Below are 19,322 nucleotides of genomic sequence, written 5' to 3'. Positions count from 1 at the left end.
ATCCTAAAAATATTTAGATGTTAGAATTGAATATACCTTCTAAAGAGCATGATGAAGCTAGGCAGGGCGAGGCTCTAATGTTAGAAGCAACAAAAAATAACAACGGCCGTAAATTATATATAGAGAGCTATGGTTGCGCTATGAACTTTTCTGATAGCGAAATTGTGGCTTCTATTCTTGCTGATGATGGTTTTGTAACCACGGCAGATTTTACAGAAGCAGATATTGTATTTATCAATACCTGTTCTATTCGTGAAAATGCCGAGGTAAGAGTAAGAAACAGACTGAAACAATTTAGCGCTTCTAAAGCTAAAAACCCAGGGATGATTGTGGGCGTTTTAGGCTGTATGGCAGAGCGTTTGAAAGCAAAATTCTTAGAAGAAGAAAAACTGGTTGATGTGGTGGTTGGCCCAGATGCTTACCGCGATTTACCTAATCTAATCAACAAAGTTGATGATGGTAATAAAGCCGTAAACGTATTATTAAGCAGAGAAGAAACTTATGCGGATATCAATCCGGTGAGGTTAAACTCTAACGGAATTTCTGCTTTTATCTCTATCATGAGAGGTTGCGATAATATGTGTTCTTTCTGTGTGGTACCTTTTACAAGAGGTAGAGAGCGTAGCAGAGATGCACATTCTGTAGTAAAAGAAGCTCAAGATTTATTTGCTGCCGGCTATCGCGAGGTTACTTTATTAGGACAAAATGTTGATTCTTATAAGTGGGCTTCAGAAGATGGTACAGAGAAGGTAAACTTTGCGCAATTGCTAGAAATGGTGGCTTTGGTAAGTCCGGATTTAAGAGTGAGATTCTCTACATCGCATCCAAAAGATATTACAGATGAGGTTTTACATACCATAGCTAAATACGAGAATATTTGTAATTACATTCACCTGCCAGTACAATCTGGTAACTCTAGGGTGCTGGAAATTATGAACCGTACGTACGACCGCCAGTGGTATATGGAAAGGGTAGAGGCTATCAGACGTATTATTCCCGAATGCGCAATTTCTACAGATATTATTACAGGTTTTTGCTCAGAAACAGAAGAAGAACATCAAGATACTTTAAGCATGATGGATTTTGTGAAATACGAGTTTGCTTATATGTTCTCTTATTCTGAAAGACCAGGTACACCAGCAGCTAAAAAATTTAAAGATGATATCCCTGAAGATGTTAAGCAAAGAAGGCTAGAAGAGGTTATCGCTAAACAGCAAATACACAGTCATTACAGAGCGCAACAAAGAATAGGTAAGGTAGAGAAAGTTTTGATAGAAGGTTTTTCTAAAAAATCTAAAAATGATTACTGTGGCCGTAGCGATCAAAACTTCATGGTTATTTTCCCTGTTGGGGATGCTTATAAACCAGGAGATTATGTGAACGTTTTAGTAGAAAAAACAACAACAGCAACATTAATTGGTAAAGTGGTTGAATAGATTTTAGATCTGAGATATTAGACATGAGAAGTTATACAAGAACTCATATCTCAATCTCTATACTCAAATCTTAAAATAAGGTAGTAAGCAAATACTCTGTACTTTCTACTTTGTACTTTTTACTTTAAAAAAATGGATATACAAGAAATTAAACAACGGTTTGGTATAATAGGGTCTTCGCCTCTGTTACACCGAGCTATTGATATAGCCAGACAAGTTGCGCCAACAGATATCACGGTATTAATTACCGGCGAAAGCGGTTCTGGTAAAGAAGTTTTTTCGCACATTATACATCAACTAAGTGCTCGTAAACATGGGCCATTTATTGCCGTAAACTGTGGTGCTATACCAGAGGGAACCATAGATTCTGAACTTTTTGGTCATGAAAAAGGCTCTTTTACAGGTGCTCATGAAGCCAGAAAGGGCTATTTTGAAGTGGTTAATGGCGGTACCATATTTTTAGATGAAGTTGGCGAGTTACCTTTAGGTACCCAAGCTAGGTTGCTGCGTGTGTTAGAGTCTGGCGAGTATATCCGCGTGGGTTCTTCTAAAGTACAAAAAACCGATGTTAGGGTTGTTGCAGCCACCAACGTAGAAATGTATGAAGCTGTAAAGGCAGGTAAATTTAGGGAAGATTTATATTATCGTTTAAATACAGTACCTCTTAAAATACCACCTTTAAGAGATAGAAGAGAAGATATTCATTTGTTGTTTAGAAAATTCGTTGCCGATTTTTCTGATAAATACCGTTCGCCAAATGTTACTTTAGATGAAGGTGCAGTACAAGTTTTAACCAATTTCAATTGGCCAGGTAACGTAAGGCAGCTTAAAAACATTGCAGAGCAAATTGCGGTTTTAGAAAAAAACCGACATATTACCGCCCAAACTTTGCTTTCTTATATTCCGCAAGACCAGCAATCTTCTTTACCTATGCGTTTAGATAATGGTAAAAAAGAAGATTTCTCTGAGCGTGATATCCTCTACAAAGTTCTTTTTGATATGAAAAAAGACATGGTAGAACTTAAAAAATTAGTAGCCGATATTATTCAGAGTGGCGATAACGTTTCTAATTATGCCGCTACACATCCACAAATTATAAATTCTTTATATCAGGATTTAGATGTGCAGCATGTAGAGCCTCAGTTAACCATACAACAGCCAGTTGTTACCCGTCAGGATGATTTTCATATCACCCAAGATGCAGAGGAAATAGAAGAATCTTTATCTTTGATAGATAAAGAAGCTGATATGATTAAGAAAGCGCTAAAAAAGCATAAGGGCAAACGTAAATCAGCGGCAGAAGAGCTAGGTATCTCTGAACGTACCTTGTACAGAAAAATTAAAGAATTAAATCTCAACTAAAGACATGAGAAAAAGAGGTTACATCTTATTATTCGCTATGCTGATGCTGTTAAATGCTTGCGGTATTTATTCCTTTACAGGAGGTTCTATATCTGCCGGCATGAAAACTGTATCTGTATCACTATTTGAGAATAATGCCCCATTGGTGGTTCCAATTCTTAGTCAGAGTTTTACCGAGGCTTTAAAAGATCGTATCAGAACACAAACATCTTTAAGTTTTTTAAGAACCAATGGTGATGCTGATTTTCAGGGTCGAATTACAGATTATAACATACAGCCTGTGGCGATACAGGGCGACCAGCAAGTATCAGCAGGGTTAAACAGATTAACCATCACCGTACAGGTAAAATATACCAATACCATAGAGCCAGATAAAAGTTTCGAACAATCTTTTACCCGTTTTAGAGATTTTTCTACGCAAGGAAGTGCATTTGCTAGTCAAGAGCAGGCTTTAATCAAAGATATTAATGCACAACTAACAGAAGATATTTACAATAGGGCTTTTGCTAATTGGTAAGGTTTTTTAAATTCACAGGTTATAATAGAAAGAAATTTTGGAGCAATTAGAATATAAGCATATTAAAGAATTAAAATTTTCTGATTATCTGTTTGATTTAAATCAGCTTGATGAAGGTAAGCTTGCAGATTTAGAAATCTTAATCAACAAATATCCTTATTGCCAAACCTTATACCTGCTAGCTGCTAAAGCGGCACAAACCACGCCTGATTTTAATCAAAAGTTAGCTCAGGCAGCGGTAATGTTACCAGATAGAACGGTATTATATCATGCCATTCATCATCCTGATAAACTCAATAAAGATTATACGGTTGTTGCTAATCAAGAAGAAGAAATGCAGCCAGCAGCATTGGTTTCTATCATAGAAGAAGATGTAACACTTCCTTCTTCTGTTGAAATTCCTGCTGAAACTGCAACAGAGTCAGCTACTGATAGCTTTAATCACGATGATGAGGTTTATGAAGAAATTACGGATTTAGTAGTTGAGCATATAGCGCCTGCTGCTGAAGAAGTAAAAGATGAAAATGATTTGAATTTTGATACTTCAACACCATCAGAATATGTAATAGAAGAAACGGGAAGTAATTCTGAAACTATAGAGGATGAACAACCTGCTTTTGAACAAGCAAATACATCTGAAAATGAAGAAGAAACAAAGGAAATAGAAGAAGTAATAGCACCTGCCTTTGTAGAAATAGAAACCCTAGACCAAAGTACAACACCTTTTGAAAGCATCATAAGTACTGATGAAGTAGCGGTGGATGCAGCATCAGCTCAGGAAAATGATATAACAGAAGAAGAAAAGCCTATTGTAGAAAATATATCTGCAGCAGAGCCTTATATAGAAAATATACAGCAGGATATAGAAGAGCCAGAACTTAGCACTGAAAACAAGCAAAAGGAGGCCGTACAAATTACTCAGCAAAAGAATTATATATCTAAATACGATGATGAGCGTTTGCCTTATACCTTTTTATGGTGGTTAGCAAAAACCCGAAAAGAGTATGAGAATATACAGCCTTATGCTAGTTTTAAACTAGATACCAGCAAACAAATAGCTGTAAAAGAAGATGTATTAAGTCATCAAATAGCAGAGAATATTTTCCATTTGCGTACCGTTGATGATCTTAGTCATCAGCAAACTCAAACTGTTCCGTTTGATTTTAGAAGAAAAGAATATCAGATTATTGAGCGTTTTATTAAGGAAGAACCACAGATAAAGCCTCCACCGGCAAATAAAATAGATACAGAGAATAAAGCAAAAAGAAGTTCAGAAGATAGTCATGAATTAGTTTCAGAAACCTTAGCTAAAGTTTATGTAGAACAAATGCTATATCATAAGGCTTTAGAGGTTTACAAGAAATTAAGTTTGAAATATCCGGAAAAAAGCACTTACTTTGCGAGCCAAATTAAATACTTAGAATTAAAAGTTAATTAAGATATATATGACAACGTTTTTAATCATACTAGCAATTATTATTTGTGTACTGCTGGTTTTAATTATTTTAGTACAAAACCCTAAAGGTGGAGGTTTATCTTCGGGATTTTCTTCATCAAACAATATTATGGGCGTACAACGTACCGGAGATTTCTTAGAAAAAGGAAGCTGGGGTTTAGCTATTGCTTTAATGGTAATTGCTTTATTGATTAATATAAGCTCTCCAACTGCTACAACAGGAGGTTCTGGTAAAGATTCTAAAATCCAAGAACAAATTGATAAAACAGCTGCACCATCTGCATTACCATCATTACCACAAGGTAAGCCAGCAGATACGGCTAAATAATATGATAAGAATTTTAGGTGAAGCCACTCTTTCTTAAGGGTGGCTTTTTTATTGTCTTGATTTTGGATGGTGATGAGAAAAAATTTAGTACTGCTGACAAGCTGACATTTAAAAATTATTAAAAATAAGCTTATAAACAGGTTTAAAATGAAAAAATGGCAATTATTGCCTTTGGCATACTCTATGAGTAGTATAGAACAAACAAAAAAATTAAAATCATAAAATAGAACTATGGCATTGAATATTAAACCTATCGCAGACAGAGTAGTGGTAGAAGCTGCTCCTGCAGAAGAAAAAACCGCATCAGGTATTTACATTCCTGACACTGCTAAAGAAAAACCTCAAAGTGGAACTGTTGTAGCCGTTGGAAACGGTAAAGTTGATGAGCCAATGACTGTAAAAGTTGGTGATCAGGTTTTATATGGTAAATATTCTGGTACTGAAATCACTTACGAAGGTAAAGAGTATTTAATCATGCGTGAGTCTGATATTTACGCTGTTCTTTAGTATCAAGTATTTAGACTATAGTATCAAGATGATAGCAGCAGTATAAATTAATATCTGCTATGCTCGAATCTAAAAATTTGAAAAATAAATTAATCAGTTTCAAAAGTATTCAGTACGCAAGTCAGTCTAAATACTTGCTACTCAATATTCAATACTAAAAATAATATGGCAAAACAAGTTAAATACAATGTAGAAGCCCGTGATGCTTTAAAACGCGGTGTAGATATTTTAGCTAATGCAGTTAAAGTAACTTTAGGTCCTAAAGGAAGAAACGTAATTATCGATAAGAAATTTGGTTCTCCTGCTATCACTAAAGATGGTGTTACTGTAGCTAAAGAAATCGAGTTAAAAGATGCTTTAGAAAACATGGGTGCTCAAATGGTTAAAGAAGTAGCTTCAAAAACTGCTGATATTGCAGGTGATGGTACTACTACTGCTACTGTTTTAGCGCAAGCTATTGTAACTGCAGGTATTAAAAACGTAGCTGCTGGTGCAAACCCGATGGATTTAAAACGCGGTATAGACAAAGCAGTTGCTACTGTTGTAGAAAACTTAAAATCTCAGTCTCAAACTGTAGGTGAAGACAATAATAAAATTAAGCAAGTAGCTTCTATCTCAGCTAATAATGATGATGTGATTGGTTCTTTAATTGCTGAAGCTATGGCTAAAGTAGGTAAAGATGGTGTTATCACTGTTGAAGAAGCAAAAGGTACAGAAACTGAAGTTAAAACTGTAGAAGGTATGCAGTTTGATAGAGGTTACTTATCTCCTTACTTTGTAACCAATGCTGATAAAATGGAAGTAGAATTAGATAATCCTTATATCTTAATCTACGATAAAAAAATCAGTAACATGAAAGAGTTGTTACCTGTTTTAGAAAAACAAGTACAAACTGGTAAACCTCTTTTAATCATTGCTGAGGATTTAGACGGAGAAGCATTAGCTACTTTAGTGGTAAATAAAATCCGTGGTTCATTAAAAGTTGCTGCTGTTAAAGCTCCAGGTTTTGGTGATAGAAGAAAAGCGATGTTAGAAGATATCGCAATCTTAACTGGCGGTACTGTAATTTCTGAAGAAAGAGGCTATAAGTTAGAAAACGCAGATCTTTCTTACCTAGGTCAGGCAGAGAAAATTACTGTAGATAAAGACAATACTACTATTATTAATGGTGTTGGTAACGGTGATGATATCAAAGCTCGTGTTAACCAAATCAAAGCTCAGATAGAAACTACTACATCAGACTACGATAAAGAAAAATTACAAGAGCGCTTAGCTAAATTGGCTGGTGGTGTTGCAGTTCTTTATGTTGGTGCTGCTACAGAAGTAGAAATGAAAGAGAAAAAAGACCGTGTTGACGATGCTTTACATGCTACAAGAGCAGCTGTAGAAGAAGGTATTGTTGCAGGTGGTGGTGTTGCTTTCATTAGAGCGGTTGAGTCATTAGAAGGCTTAAAAGGTGCTAATGAAGATGAAACTACTGGTATCAAAATCATTAAAAGAGCTATTGAAGAGCCTTTACGTCAAATTTGTGCTAACGCAGGAATTGAAGGTTCTATTGTAGTACATAATGTTAAACAAGGTAAAGCAGATTACGGTTATAACGCTCGTACTGATGTTTACGAAAACTTAATTGGAGCTGGTGTAATAGACCCTACTAAAGTTTCTCGTGTTGCATTAGAAAATGCTGCTTCTATTGCCTCTATGTTGTTAACAACAGAGTGTGTTTTAGCTGATGAAGCTGAAGAAGGTTCTGCTGCTCCTGCTATGCCTCCTATGGGTGGTGGTATGGGTGGTATGATGTAATCAAAAACATCAGGCGTTTGCCTTCATTATATAAAAAAATCCCTGTTCAAATTTTTGAGCAGGGATTTCTTTTTTTATAGGGTTGTAAAGAGAGTATAGAGTAGAAAGTACAAAGTAAAAAGACCCTAAAATCGGAATACCTAGAAGTAGAAAGTATAGAATATAAAGAGCCTCCCCCTACACACCCCCGAGAGGGGGATACTTTGCAAATGGTAGAGGATTTGTCTTTTGGAATGAGCATTTATTTGATACACCTGGTAAGTATGCCGTTAGTGTCTCCCTCTGGAGGGAGAATCAAAGAGGGAGGGATTTTGAGTAGAAAGTACAGAGTATATAGTATAAAGACCCTAAAAAGCGATATTTAGAAGCTTACAATAATATTAAACCAAACTTACCGAAGAACGAAAGACGGCCTATGAAGATTTGGAAGTGTAGGCAAATAAATCTTTTGTAATAACTTTCATGAAGCAGTATCGGGAAACAATCCGACGGGTGATGTAGAAGCTATCATCAAGCCAAACCATTCACACCACTCAGGATTGTGGCTAAAGATTTATTTAGACGAAACGACAAATATTCATCAGCCTTGATTTTTTGTTCACTTTTTTATCAAGAAAAAAGTGAATAGGGCTGGCCGCCTATGAGGCCGGAAAGCCTTGAGTGTAATTGCCAATCAATTCAATGTTTTTAATGATTCTCCGCCTCTATCGCCGGCGAGGCTCGTTCCTTTTGCGGGACCAAAAGGAACCAAAAGTCCTGAACAATCCCACAGGAGCCTTTGCCGCACATACCTTACCCACGCTCAAAAACAATGAGCGCTTATTTTTGCTCGGTTGTGGTTTATGAATGTTTTTATAAACTCGAACGCAAAACCGCATACGCTATAGGCTTGGAAGTGCAAGATTTTTTAATTTCTGCTACTGTTTTTTCGTCTTTCCGGCTCTCGGGGATTGCTCATATTCTTCGGTTTAGTCTGTTTTTTATGAATGATTGTTCCTATCTAGAAGTAGAAAGTACAAAGTATATAGCATAAAGTAAAAAGAACCTGAAAGGCAATTATTAAGGGACTGCCTTTAAACATTTAGACAAAACTTTTCCGAAGAACGAAGGATGGTCTATGAAGATTTGGATTGTAGTTAAATAAATCTTTTGTATAAACTTTCATCAAGCAAAACCCTTCACACCACTCAGGATTGTGGATAAAGATTTATTTATACGAAACGAAAAATATTCATCAGCCTTGCCTGCCTGCCGGTAGGCAGGATTTATTCATTTTTTGTTTATGGTTTTTTCTTAGGTATTCATGAAGGCCGCTATCCGGCCAAGTTTGGAAAGCGTTGAGCGTAATTACCATTTTCAAAAGCTTCACTTAGTTCATTATCTTTTTAAACTAGCAAAAAACTGTTTAAACAAGCTTTTCAAATATGTACTTTATAGCATATACCTTAATGGAGTATATAGCATACAGCCAATTTTTAAAGAATTACTTATGATTTCATACCTTTTTTATCAGGTTAATTTTTTAATGATGGATATATAATTTGCCAATTTCTTGGAAGGGAGAATCATAAATGAGACTGGCATCGGCTTTGTAAATATCTTATCGGAATTTACATCTACCTATGTTAAATTTCTACCTATGCGAAACAAAAGGATGTTAAGACATTCGGTTGGGTAGTCAAGAAAACACCTCAAAAATTATGGGTTTTGAGGTGTTTTCAAAAGCTATATTTAAGTTAAAATCTATTTTATTGCTTAGGCAGTATGATGAGCTAAGCTAGCATGTTCTTTATATAAAGGCCCTAAACTTTCTCGCAAATTTTTAAAGAATTGATAGCGCTTGTTATGGACTGCTACAGCTGTAGCATCTGGATAGATAGTCATATTATTGATAAGACTATGTGAACCAATGGTATTGATGTTTTTCTCTTTATCTTCTGATGCGAAAGCAAGCATAGCGCTACCCACAATACCTAGTTCATCACCGGAAGGGATATGAATAGGTAAGTTGAGGATATTAGCAAATATTTGAACCCATGGTTTGATATTAGTGCCACCGCCACCCATACGTAATTCTTTAATATGGAGTTGATTTTCTGTTAAAGCATCAAAAATATAACGCATAGAATAAGCTACGCCTTCTAATACAGAACGAGCCATATCAACCTTTGTATGATAAGGGCGTAAACCAAAAAACACACCTGATGCAAAAGGCCCAACTTTAGAGTCTCTTTCACTTGTTAAATATGGTAAGCAAAATAAAGGTGAGCTTGTACCTAAGTTCAGCAAATCTGTATCTTGAACATCAACATCAAAAAGGCTATTTCTTAACCAATTAATAGGAAGGGCGGCGTTGTTTAAGGCTCCGCCATTTAAAAATATGTTTTTGGTAAGTGCGTAGGGTTGTATTCTTTTATTGTCGTTCTTATCAAATGCAGCGGTATTACTTGCTACACGTAACATGGCAGATGTACCTACATTCATGATGCCGATACCTTCTTGTAATCCGCCGGAACCAATTACCAAGGCTGCGCCATCATAAACGCCTAGTAGAACCTTAACGCCTTGTGTTAGCCCTAATTCTGTCCTGATATCTTCCTGTAAAGGAGAAAGATAAGAGGTGCCATCTTTAATTTCTGGGAATTGTTTTCCCGATAAACCAATATGAGAAAGTAAAGCCTCATCCCAATTACCTTGATGGATATTATAGGCTTGACTTGCTGCTGCTGTACTTAAATCGGTAGAAAACTCTCCAGTAAGCCATTTAAAAATAAAAGATTTACTATCAGCAAAATAAGCTGCTTCATCAAATAGCGCCTTTTCTTGTGTGGAGAAATAAAATAATCTGGCCAGAACGTAAGGACTTATCAAAGGGCATCCTGTACGGTCATAAATATCAAAATCTTTATAGCTATCTAAGAAAGCATCGAAAGTTTTTTGCGACCGAATATCAGAAAGCAAGGTGAGCCCTGTTAAAGGCTCATAATGCTTATCTAATAACATCAATCCAAATTGATAGGTTGAGCTAACAACATAACGAATCTGGTCTTTATAATCTCCAACAAGCAACTCTTTACATAAACCTAAGATGATTTTCTTTAAATCTTCTGGGTGATGTTCTGCATGCCCTTGAATTTTACTTTGTATAGGTAGTGCAACAGAGCGTATACTGATGATTTCTCCGCCTTCATTTACCAGCCCTACTTTAAGATTTGTTGTACCTAAATCAATAGCTATTGAGAGGCCCATACTCTTCTTTTTGTTTTTAATACTTCAGGATTGGCTAGTTCGCCTGCAACTCCATTATTCTGGAAAACGGCAACAGAGTCATCAACGCAGGTTTGGCCCATACCGTGTAAAGACTCCCAGCTATAACCGCCTAAATGCGGGGTAATAATGGTATTTTCTAGTTTTGTTAATCTATGGTTGCCATCTATTGGCTCGCCTTCTACTACGTCTGTAGCATAGCATCCAAGTTTTCCTGTTTGTAAAGCTTCGTATAAGGCATCTTCATCAACTAATTCTCCGCGGCAAGTATTTACCAATACAACATCTTTTTGCATGCTATCAAATTGTGCTTTACCTAACATTCTTTTAGTTTCATCGGTAAGTGGGCAGTGGAATAAAATAGCATGAGAAGTTTTGATTAACTCTTCTAAAGAAACTTCTTTGGCTCCAAATTGGGCAAATCTTTCTTTAGCGATGTATGGATCTGAAGCTACTACATTTGCCCCAAAACCTTTAGCTAATATTTCTGAACTACGAGAGCCTATATTTCCTAAACCAATAATACCAATGGTTTTTCCTTTAATCTCCATGCCTATCATACCGGCTCTGGTACTCCAAGCGCTGTTGATAACAGCTCTTGAACCAGAAACTAGTTTTCTAGAACCCGCCATTAATAAAGAAATAGCATATTCTGCTACTGCCTCTTTCTCTATAATACCTTCAACTCTGGATACCATAATTCCTAATTCAGTTGCAGCTTCTAAGTCAACATTATCACAGCCTATACCGTGGCGCACCAAAAGAACTAGATTTTTACACTTTTCTAAAGTTGTTCTAGGGATTTTAGGAGTAACACTGGCAATAATACCGTCAGAATCTTTTAAATGTTCTGCAAGTGCATCGCCATCAATATCTGCAGGAACAGTAATATGTTTAATATCAGCAAAAGCTTCTAAGGTGCTCATGTGATCTGCAAAGTGTTTGCCAAAAGTACTTGAATTAAGAATTGAAATTAGTGGTCGTCTCATTTTTAAATGTGTTGGTTGTATGAATTTTTCGCCACTAAAATATGTATTAAAACACGTATATCGAAAGAAAATAAATAATTGTTTAAGCGTTAGTTAGCTATTTTAAAGTAAAAAAAAGAAGAAATTATTTTGAAAATAAAGAAGGGCTTAGTGTATCATCAAAGTAAATGGTTAAATATGGAAATCCATTTCAAATAAATTTGAAATGTGATGTTTTAGCTTGTGCTTAACTTCATCTATATCTAAGGCTTTACCTAACTCTCTTTGCATAGAGGTAACATCTTTATCATCTATCCCGCAAGGAACTATATTCTTAAAATAATCTAGGTTGGCATTCACATTAAAAGCAAAGCCATGCATGGTTACCCAGCGGCTGCATCTTACGCCCATAGCACAAATTTTACGGGCTTTTTCATTATCTGCATCTAGCCAAACGCCTGTATAGCCTTCATATCTGCCTGCTTTAATGCCATAATCAGCTAATGTTAAGATAACAGCTTCTTCTAAAGTGCGTAAGTAAAGATGTATATCGGTAAAAAAGTTATCTAAATCTAGAATAGGGTAACCCACAATTTGGCCTGGCCCGTGGTAAGTAATGTCTCCACCCCTGTTTATTTTATGGTAGGTAGCTTCTTTTTCTTTAAGCGCCTGTTCATCAAGTAACAGATTTTCTGGCTTACCGCTTTTTCCTAAGGTATAAACATGCGGATGTTCTACAAAAATGAGATAATTGGGTGTTTGTTGGGCCGTTTCCGGATGATTTCTATTGGCCGTTTTTATGGCTACAGTTTCTGCAAAAATGGCTTCTTGCTTGTCCCAAGCTTGCTCGTAAGGCATCAGGCCCCAATCTTCAAAAAATACTTTTTTATTCTTCATCTTCTTCGTAAACGTAACCTAACATATAATCTTCAAACTTGCGATATGCTATTTGATAGCTTTTAGCAAAAGGCGGTTTGTAAATACTACCTTTTAAAACACCTTTTGTTTGATATGGGAATTTATCTAAATGAATATCATCTTTAAAAGATGTTTCCTTTTTACCATTAAGTTTGTAAAGCGCCTCTTTAGCACACCAGCAAACATATAAATGTTCTATAGCGTGTTGTTCATCCATAAAGCTAAGCTCTTGTGGGCTCATGAATTTTTGCTTTACTCTGGTGATTTTATCTTTGATGATTTCAATGTCAATACCTACTCTTTTGTCTTTACTAATCATAACTGCGGCATAATCATAAGAATGACTTAAAGAGATATGATGTGGCATATTTAATAAAACAGGTTTGCCGTTTTCATCGGGTTGGCAATCTATATAATCCTTGGTATTCAGCATTTTTCTTAATAATACTCTGGTAGCCAACCAATGGAGATTTCTTTTTTGGGTATTTAAGCCTTTTAAAACCTCTTTTTCATGATCTTTTAGTTGCAACTGTTTTTCTAAAACCGCAGGTTCTTCTTCTATTTTCCAAAGTCCTATATAAGTATTTGGATGTATTTCTTCCAAAAAAGTGAGAGGCATCTATTTAATTTCTAATACGGTACAAAATTATTTTAAATAAATCATATTTTAGGCAAAGTAAAACCATATTAAATCATGATTCTTTCAGACCAACGTATCTTAGAAGAAATTGAGAAGGGCACCATCATTATAGAGCCCTTTAAAAAAGAATGTTTAGGTACTAATTCTTACGATGTTCATTTAGGGAAATATCTGGCTTGTTATACCGATAGGATACTAGATGCTAAAAAACATAACCAAATAGAACACTTCGAGATTCCTAAAGAAGGTTACGTGTTACAACCTAATACTTTGTATTTAGGGGTAACGTTAGAATATACAGAAACGCATCAGCATGTACCTTTTCTAGAGGGAAAATCAAGTACGGGCAGATTGGGTATTGATATACATGCAACAGCAGGTAAAGGTGACGTTGGCTTTTGTAATACCTGGACACTAGAAATTTCTGTAGCACAGCCCGTTCGTGTTTATGCTGGTATGCCTATTGGACAGTTAATTTATTTTGCCGTAGAAGGTGATATACAAACTATGTATAATACCAAAGGCAATGCTAAATACAATAATAAAACCACCAAACCTGTAGAAAGTATGATGTGGAAAAATAACTTTTAACATACTAAAGCGTTAAGAAACTAAACTTTCTTAACGCTTCCTTGTCTTACCTAGAAAACAATTTTAAAAGAACCTAATGAGAAAGTTTCGCTTTATTTTCCTTCTTTTTATTGCATCAATTTTTGTGGCTTTTGTAGCCCAGGATGATAAATTGAAGCAAGTGATAGATAATTTTAACAAGTTTCATACATCACACACACAAGAAAAAATTTATTTACATACCGATAAACCTTATTATGCTACGGGCGACCAAATTTGGTTTAAAGCCTATGTGGTTGATGCGCAAACGATGCGGCCATCAGCGCTAAGCAAAATCATGTATGTGGATTTAATTAACCAGAAAAATCAAGTTAAAAAAACGCTTCGTTTACCTTTAACAGCTGGTTTTGGTTGGGGAAATATAGAGCTTGCAGATTCTTTAAAAGAAGGAAATTACAGGCTAAGAGCCTATACCAATTGGATGCGTAATTTTGATGAAGCTTTCTTTTACAACCAAACTTTTAAAGTTGGGGATATTCGCTCTAGTCAGGTAATCACCCAAACCAATTATGAGTTTAGCAAAGCCGATGGTAAAGAGCTGGTGGTAGCAAAAATCAATTTTAAAAATGTTGATGGTTTTCCTTACGTTAACAGAGAGGTAAATTATACTGTAGAGCTTGATGGCAGGCAAACAGAAAAAGGAAAGACCAATACTGATGATAAAGGTAATGCCATTATCAACATCACCAATAATAAACCAGAAATTATTAAATCAGGAACGTTAAGTACTGCCTTAAAAATTTCTGAAGGCACTATCGTAAATAAGTCTATCCCAATCATCAGTACCAGTAACCAAATTGATGTTCAGTTTTTTCCTGAGGGCGGAGATATGATTACGAATGTAAGATCAAGAGTGGCTTTTAAAGCTGTAGGTAGCGATGGATTGGGAAAGACTATAAATGGCTATATACAAGATAATACCGGAAAAAAAGTTGCTAATATTTCAACCCGACATGCAGGTATGGGGTATTTTTCTATTTATCCGGAAGCTAATTTAACTTATGAAGCAGTAGTAACTTTTACAGATGGCTCAGAGAAGAAATTTCCACTTCCGGCAGTTAAGCCAGAAGGGATTATCTTAAGCGCATTAGAAAGAGGTAAAGATTCATTACTCTTAAGGGTACAAACCAATGATGTTTACAGTAGCGCCCATTTAGGTAAAAACTTTACCGTGTTGGCGCAATCTTCTGGTAACATTGTTTATACTGCTGCCGCTAAACTCTCTAAAAATGGTTTTGCAACTTATTTATCTAAGGCTCAGTTTCCAACAGGAATTATACAATTAACGCTTTTTAACGATCAAATGCAGCCTTTATCAGAACGTTTAATATTTAATAGTAATAGTAAAGATTTTTTAAATATTGAGGTTAAACCTGATAAAGAAGCTTATACTAAAAGAGGGAAGGTTAACATAGCCGTTACAGCTAAAACTGCTGAAAATAATCCCATGGTTAGTTCTTTATCTATGTCTGTTATTGATGAGGGTAAAGTACCTGTTAAACCAGAAGAAGAACATACCATTTTATCAGAACTATTATTAAAATCAGACCTTAAAGGCTATATAGAAAATCCAAACTATTATTTCCATGAGGTAGATGATAAGAAAAAAGCAGATTTAGATGTTTTACTGATGACCCAAGGTTGGAGAAGATTTAATTGGCAAAACCTCATCACTAACACTTTATCAAGCTTAAACTTTAAACCCGAAAAAACGTTAAGTATAGCAGGTACGGTTACTAATAATAAGAAACCTGTAGTTAATGGTAATGTGACGGTTTTTAGTTCTTCTGGTGGTACATTCATCATCCAAGCAAAAACAGACGAAGCCGGAAAATTTGAGATAGATAGCTTATTGTTTCCTGATAGTACCAAGTTTGTAGTGCAAGCTAGGACTATAAAAGACAAAAAATTTGTTGAGATTGTGATGGATGAATTTGGTAAGCACCCCGTACAAACGCCTTTTGCAAAATCAGAACTTTCAGCAAATATCAATTCTTCTATGGCGGCTTATATCAAAAACAGCAAGAGCCAGTATGAAGAATTATTAAAAAATGGATTAATCACTCGTTCTATCATGCTGGATGAAATAAGCGTGGTAGAAAAAAGAGAAAAACTACAAAACTCAAGCAATTTAAATGGAGGTGGCAATGCTGATAGGGTTATTACGGCCGAGGAGTTACAAAATGCACCAAATCTTGAGTTTGCCTTACAAGGAAAAGTAGCAGGTATGATGATACAAAATGGCGAAATATATTTCATGAGAAATATGGGAGGTCCTCCGGCTCAGATTATCTTAGACGGAATTTTTGTTGAAGCAGATTTCTTAAATACCATTGCACCTCAAGATGTAGAAAGTGTAGAAATCATGAAACCAGGAGCTTTAACTTCTATTTATGGTACTAGAGGGGGCTCTGGAGTTATTGTCATCAATACCAAAAGAGGTGGCGGTAATTATACTTCTACCAATACTTACACGCCAGGCTTAATTGCTTATCAACCGATAGGCTTCACCGCTATGAAACAATTTTATGTGCCTGCTTATGATAAGGCAGAAACAAAAAAAGATATGGCCGATTTTAGAAGTACCATTTACTGGAATCCTACCGTGATAACAGATACTACAGGAAATGCAAAAGTTAACTATTTTAATGCCGATGGTACCGGAACCTACCGCATAGTTGTTGAAGGTTTAGATATTTATGGGCGTTTAGGCAGAAAAGTTATCAGATATAAAGTAAATTAGGATATGAATACATTAAGCGTAACCATAAGAGAGAAGGTGGCTATCATAGCATTGAACAGAGGAAAGTCTAATGCTATGAATGCCGAGTTGGTAAAAGAATTAAGAAGCCTCATCAAAAATATAGAACAAGACGATCAAATTTTAGGTGCTATATTAACAGGTAAAGAGGGCTTCTTTACAGCAGGTTTAGACTTAATAGAGCTTTATGATTATGATGAAAATCAAATCAAAAACTTCTGGGTTGATTTTCTAGACTTAGTTAAAACCTTAACCCTATTTAAAAAGCCTTTAGTAGCAGCTATCAGTGGGCATAGCCCAGCCGGTGGCTGTGTTATGGCCCTTTGTTGTGATTATAGAGTCATGGCAGAAGGTAAATATATCATCGGTTTAAATGAAGTGCCTGTTGGAATTATAGTACCCGATAGTATTTTCCACCTTTATGCTTTTTGGCTGGGGCAAGCAAAAGCCTATCAAAGCCTGTTAGAAGGTAAACTTTTCTCTGTTGAGGAAGCTAAACAAATAGGTTTGCTAGATGCTACTTCAGACATCAGTAGCTTAATGAGCCATGCACAAAAGAAAATACAAAGCTACTTACAGTACGATGCTACCACATGGCAGCAATCAAAACTAAATTTGCGTAAAGAATTGATAGAAAAAGTATCGGCAGACCAAACTTCTACGCTAGATACCATGTTAAAACAATGGTGGGCACCATCAACAAGGTCAATCCTTAAAACAATTATAGAAAACCTTAAGGGGGGAAGTAAGTAGTGTCATTAGTGTGGAGTCATTAGTCATTAGTATAGAGTCATTAGTATGGAGTCATTAGTAAGTAGAAAGTATGGAGTATAAAGTTGAAAGTGAAAAGTAGAAAGTAATAAGATTTCTTAGCCAGTTTCAGACTAATCACACCAATGAACCAATGACTAATGAACTAATCACAAACCAATGAACTAACTCCCGATAGCTATCGGGACCAACCAACTAACCAACTAACTCCCGATAGCTATCGGGACTAACCAACTAATATTATGTACAACCAACCCATGTTAAGAGACAATGCCTTACAAGGAAAAACTTTCGTTGTAACAGGCGGCGGAACCGGTTTAGGTAAAGCCATGAGCACTTATTTATTAGAGTTAGGTGCGCAAGTAGTTATTACCTCTCGTAAGTTAGAAGTACTGCAAAAAACCGCTCTGGAGCTTGAAGCTAAAACAGGCGGAAAAGTTTTACCGCTAGCTTGCGATGTAAGAAATGCCGGGCAAGTAGATGAGGTTTTAGCGGCAAGTTTGGCAGCGTTTGGTCAAGTAGATGGTTTGTTAAACAATGCTGCAGGCAATTTTATATCACCAACAGAACGCTTATCTGCCAACGCATTTTCAACCATAATAGATATCGTTTTAAAAGGCACTGTAAACTGCACTTTGGCCTTTGGCAAACATTGGATAAAAGAAAAACAAGCAGCAAGTATCCTCAATATCGTTACCACATACGCTTTTACAGGCTCTGGTTATGTAGTACCATCGGCATGCGCTAAAGGCGGTGTTTTAGCCATGACAAAATCTTTGGCCGCAGAGTGGGGTCGCTATCAAATCAGATGTAATGCCATAGCACCTGGTCCGTTTCCAACAAAAGGCGCTTGGGAAAGACTATTACCTGGAGACATGGCTCAAAAATTTGATTTTAAAAACCGGGTTCCCTTAAAAAGAGTTGGCGAACATCAAGAACTCGCAAACTTAGCAGCCTATTTACTATCAGATTTTTCTAACTATATCAACGGAGAAATCATCACCATAGATGGCGGCGAATGGTTACAAGGTGCCGGTCAGTTCAATGGCTTAGAAATGATAAGCCCCGAAATGTGGGACGCCTTAGAAGCCATGATTAGAAATACCAAGGGCAGCTAATTTAGCTACTATACTAAAATGAAATAAATTTTGTAAAGCCAGGTTCTTCGCCTTTATTTGCGGATAGTCTGGCTTTACGCTTATACTGCTTCAGGCCTTAGCCACAAAGCCGGTATCCGCTGCAATCCAGTTTATTTTTCAAATACATTGCAAAAAAACTTAAACACATAAAATGACAAACAGACAAAATTTTACTACAGGTTCTCCTTGGGAAGATATTATTGGTTATTGCAGAGCAGTAAAAGTGGGTAACACCATAGAAATTGCAGGTACAACCATGGCTAAAGATGCAGATGGAAATGCTATCACCACTTTATACGGACAAACAAAAGCTATTTTAGAAAAACTAAAAGGCGTTTTAGAAGATGCTGATGCTTCTTTAGAAAATGTAGTACGTACCCGTATGTTTTTAACAGATATTTCTCAATGGGAAGAAGCTGCAAAAGCACATGGAGAGTATTTTAAAGATATTAAACCTGTAACCACTATGGTAGAGGTATCAAAACTGATTGATCCAGAAATCCTAATTGAAATAGAAGTTACGGCTATTTTAGGATAATTTTTGAAGAGTTAAAAGTACAAAGTAAAAAGAACCTGAAAGGTGGTTATTTTTAGAACTGCCTTTTGGGTTTAATAGTACAAAGTAGAAGGTATAAAGTAGAAAGTACTGAGTACAAAGTAGAAAGAACCTAAAAAACGGATATTTAGGGAGACTGCCTTTTAAGTATAAAGTACAGATTACAAAGTATAAAGATGCCTAAAGAGTGGATATTTAGAAAGTTCCTTTGAAAATTAAATATGCTTTTCCGAAGAACGAGGATGGCCTATGAAGATTTGGAA

Annotated in this window: 16 protein-coding genes; 12 read left to right on the top strand and 4 right to left on the bottom strand. The window is 35.9% G+C overall.

All coding sequences use genetic code 11. From position 1 onward, the window contains the following. The first annotated feature begins 17 nt into the window (after positions 1–17). From miaB to groL, 7 genes are all read left to right on the top strand, one after another. On the top strand, positions 18–1,436 hold the full coding sequence (gene miaB, locus GJJ64_RS08625; protein WP_154287401.1) for a tRNA (N6-isopentenyl adenosine(37)-C2)-methylthiotransferase MiaB: 1,419 nt from the start codon (positions 18–20) through the stop codon (positions 1,434–1,436). A gap of 132 nt (positions 1,437–1,568) precedes the next feature. Then, positions 1,569–2,798 (top strand): sigma-54 interaction domain-containing protein, encoded by a 1,230-nt coding sequence (locus tag GJJ64_RS08620; RefSeq protein ID WP_154287400.1) that lies wholly within the window; start codon positions 1,569–1,571, stop codon positions 2,796–2,798. Between the two features lie 4 nt (positions 2,799–2,802). Continuing rightward, positions 2,803–3,315 (top strand): LptE family protein, encoded by a 513-nt coding sequence (locus GJJ64_RS08615; RefSeq protein ID WP_154287399.1) that lies wholly within the window; start codon positions 2,803–2,805, stop codon positions 3,313–3,315. 37 nt (positions 3,316–3,352) lie between these two features. After that, a complete protein-coding gene (locus tag GJJ64_RS08610) occupies positions 3,353–4,753 on the top strand; it encodes a hypothetical protein (RefSeq protein ID WP_154287398.1) in 1,401 nt (466 codons plus the stop codon). 7 nt (positions 4,754–4,760) lie between these two features. Continuing rightward, positions 4,761–5,099 (top strand): preprotein translocase subunit SecG, encoded by a 339-nt coding sequence (secG, locus tag GJJ64_RS08605; RefSeq protein ID WP_154287397.1) that lies wholly within the window; start codon positions 4,761–4,763, stop codon positions 5,097–5,099. Positions 5,100–5,330: 231 nt separating this feature from the next. Then, the gene (locus GJJ64_RS08600; protein WP_149075559.1) at positions 5,331–5,606 is read left to right on the top strand and encodes a co-chaperone GroES; all 276 of its coding nucleotides are present in this window, start codon (positions 5,331–5,333) and stop codon (positions 5,604–5,606) included. Positions 5,607–5,771: 165 nt separating this feature from the next. Further along, positions 5,772–7,409: a chaperonin GroEL gene (groL, locus tag GJJ64_RS08595; RefSeq protein WP_154287396.1), complete on the top strand. Its 1,638-nt coding sequence runs from the start codon at positions 5,772–5,774 to the stop codon at positions 7,407–7,409. 1,755 nt (positions 7,410–9,164) lie between these two features. Here groL and GJJ64_RS08590 read toward each other — a convergent pair. The 4 genes from GJJ64_RS08590 to GJJ64_RS08575 form a co-directional block, all read right to left on the bottom strand. After that, on the bottom strand, positions 9,165–10,658 hold the full coding sequence (locus GJJ64_RS08590; protein ID WP_154287395.1) for a gluconokinase: 1,494 nt from the start codon (positions 10,656–10,658) through the stop codon (positions 9,165–9,167). Next, a complete protein-coding gene (locus tag GJJ64_RS08585; RefSeq protein WP_154287394.1) occupies positions 10,643–11,665 on the bottom strand; it encodes an NAD(P)-dependent oxidoreductase in 1,023 nt (340 codons plus the stop codon). The genes GJJ64_RS08590 and GJJ64_RS08585 overlap by 16 nt, the downstream gene beginning before the upstream one ends. Positions 11,666–11,836: 171 nt before the next feature. Beyond that, positions 11,837–12,541: a lipoyl(octanoyl) transferase LipB gene (lipB, locus tag GJJ64_RS08580; RefSeq protein WP_154287393.1), complete on the bottom strand. Its 705-nt coding sequence runs from the start codon at positions 12,539–12,541 to the stop codon at positions 11,837–11,839. Next, on the bottom strand, positions 12,531–13,181 hold the full coding sequence (locus tag GJJ64_RS08575; protein ID WP_154287392.1) for a 4'-phosphopantetheinyl transferase family protein: 651 nt from the start codon (positions 13,179–13,181) through the stop codon (positions 12,531–12,533). Before GJJ64_RS08575 ends, lipB begins: the two co-directional genes overlap by 11 nt. Positions 13,182–13,256: 75 nt before the next feature. On the opposite strand from GJJ64_RS08575, the gene dcd reads away from it, so the two are divergent. From dcd to GJJ64_RS08550, 5 genes are all read left to right on the top strand, one after another. Then, the gene (gene dcd / locus GJJ64_RS08570; protein WP_154287391.1) at positions 13,257–13,793 is read left to right on the top strand and encodes a dCTP deaminase; all 537 of its coding nucleotides are present in this window, start codon (positions 13,257–13,259) and stop codon (positions 13,791–13,793) included. 76 nt (positions 13,794–13,869) lie between these two features. Next, positions 13,870–16,575, top strand: a complete 2,706-nt coding sequence (locus GJJ64_RS08565) for a TonB-dependent receptor (RefSeq protein ID WP_154287390.1) — start codon at positions 13,870–13,872, stop codon at positions 16,573–16,575. 3 nt (positions 16,576–16,578) lie between these two features. Further along, complete coding sequence (locus GJJ64_RS08560) at positions 16,579–17,346, top strand: enoyl-CoA hydratase/isomerase family protein (protein WP_154287389.1); 768 nt, start codon at positions 16,579–16,581, stop codon at positions 17,344–17,346. A gap of 260 nt (positions 17,347–17,606) precedes the next feature. Beyond that, complete coding sequence (locus GJJ64_RS08555) at positions 17,607–18,482, top strand: SDR family oxidoreductase (RefSeq protein WP_154287388.1); 876 nt, start codon at positions 17,607–17,609, stop codon at positions 18,480–18,482. Positions 18,483–18,654: 172 nt separating this feature from the next. Next, positions 18,655–19,041 carry a RidA family protein gene (locus GJJ64_RS08550; protein ID WP_154287387.1) on the top strand — a complete coding sequence of 129 codons (387 nt, stop codon included), beginning with the start codon at positions 18,655–18,657 and terminating at the stop codon, positions 19,039–19,041. The last annotated feature ends 281 nt before the right edge of the window (positions 19,042–19,322 follow it).

Source organism: Pedobacter puniceum (genome assembly GCF_009674685.1).
Taxonomy (GTDB): domain Bacteria; phylum Bacteroidota; class Bacteroidia; order Sphingobacteriales; family Sphingobacteriaceae; genus Pseudopedobacter; species Pseudopedobacter puniceum.
This window is presented reverse-complemented; position numbering and strand designations above follow the sequence as displayed.